This window comes from Nostoc sp. 106C, from assembly GCF_002154725.1.
GTDB lineage: Bacteria > Cyanobacteriota > Cyanobacteriia > Cyanobacteriales > Nostocaceae > Aulosira.
The window spans coordinates 1-1,592 of record NZ_MTAW01000034.1; the positions used below are offsets into that span (position 1 = coordinate 1).

The following is a 1,592-nucleotide window of genomic DNA, read 5'->3' on the forward strand; positions in this document are numbered from 1 at the left end:
CTGATCGTCGCCTAGGTGCGCTCTTACCACACCTACTAGCTAATCAGACGCGAGCTCATCTTCAGGCAGCAAGCCTTTTACCTCTCGGCACATCCGGTATTAGCCACCGTTTCCAGTGGTTGTCCCCGACCTGAAGCTAGATTCTCACGCGTTACTCACCCGTCCGCCACTGTGTCCGAAAACACCGTTCGACTTGCATGTGTTAAGCATACCGCCAGCGTTCATCCTGAGCCAGGATCAAACTCTCCATTTTGTGAATGAAATTGTTTGTTTTAGCTCTTTCGACTGATTTTAACCTCAGTCAGGTTATTTTCTTTACTGACGCAGTAGATTGTTGTATACTGGCTTTCAAACTATAATATTTTCAAGGTTCGGTCTCCTGACCGCGTCGCTTTTTCTCGCTCCGCTCTCAGGCACTTATCTAATATATCGAGCCTAATTAGCTTTGTCAACTCTTTTCGGAAAAAATTTTTCGAGTTTCTTTTGGCGTCCCAAAACTCCTCACAGTGCTGGGTTTAGGTAACAATGGTTGATGCACTGTGGTGAAGAAGGAAAGGTAGAGCGTGAATTTTCAGTCGATAATAGCTTCATTGCATGAATTCTGGAGTGCTCGTGGTTGCTTGATTGCTCAACCCTACGACATTGAGAAAGGAGCAGGCACTAAGAACCCACATACTTTTCTAAGAGCATTGGGACCTGAACCTTGGGCTGTTGCTTATGTTGAACCATGTCGTCGTCCTACAGATGGACGCTATGGTGAAAACCCCAATCGCTTCCAATACTATTATCAATATCAAGTTCTAATTAAACCTTCGCCAGATAATATACAAGAAATTTATCTTGATTCCTTGAGGGCGTTAGGTATCCGTCCAGAAGATCATGACGTTCGGTTTGTAGAAGATAACTGGGAAGATGCGACAGTAGGAGCTTGGGGTACTGGCTGGGAAGTATGGTTAGACGGAATGGAAATTACTCAATTTACCTACTTCCAACAGTGTGGCGGAATAGATTGCCGACCCGTGTCGATTGAAATTACATACGGGTTAGAGCGGCTAACGATGTATCTCCAGCAAGTGGAAGCATTTACCAAGATTCAGTGGACAGACAACATTACTTATGGAGATGTTTTCCTGCAAAATGAGATTGAGCAGAGTACTTACAACTTTGAAGCATCAAATCCTGAGATGCTGCTAACACTGTTTAATTTATATGAGCAGGAAGCTAACCAGTTGACCGAGCGCGGTTTAGTCTTACCAAGCTTAGACTATGTAATGAAGTGTTCACACACTTTTAATTTGCTGGATGCAAGGGGCGTAATTTCAGTGACTGAGCGGACTCGCTACATTGCCAGGATTCGGCATTTGGCAAGGAAGGTTGCTACTTTATATGTTGAGCAGAGAGAGAAGTTGGGTTTTCCGTTGCTCAAAAATGCCGTAAGTTAAACAGTAGAGACTAAAACTGAGGATAACTACTAATTGGCTAGAACCCTATAACCCAATACGGTTCAGTTAAGGTGATAAGTGTTCTCATCTGTCGAACAAAAACCAAGATTTGGGGGAGAATCCCCCAAACCCCCGATTGGGGGACGGTTG

The 1,592-nt window shown here is 44.2% G+C and carries 1 protein-coding gene and 1 rRNA gene; one reads left to right on the forward strand and one right to left on the reverse strand.

Translation table 11 applies throughout. The features are described from left to right. Positions 1-253, reverse strand: a 16S ribosomal RNA gene (locus tag BV375_RS01525); the annotation flags it as partial. 310 nt (positions 254-563) lie between these two features. Between BV375_RS01525 and glyQ the strand changes: the two genes are divergently transcribed. After that, positions 564-1,442, forward strand: a complete 879-nt coding sequence (gene glyQ, locus BV375_RS01530; RefSeq protein WP_086756521.1) for a glycine--tRNA ligase subunit alpha — start codon at positions 564-566, stop codon at positions 1,440-1,442. Positions 1,443-1,592 lie beyond the last annotated feature (150 nt).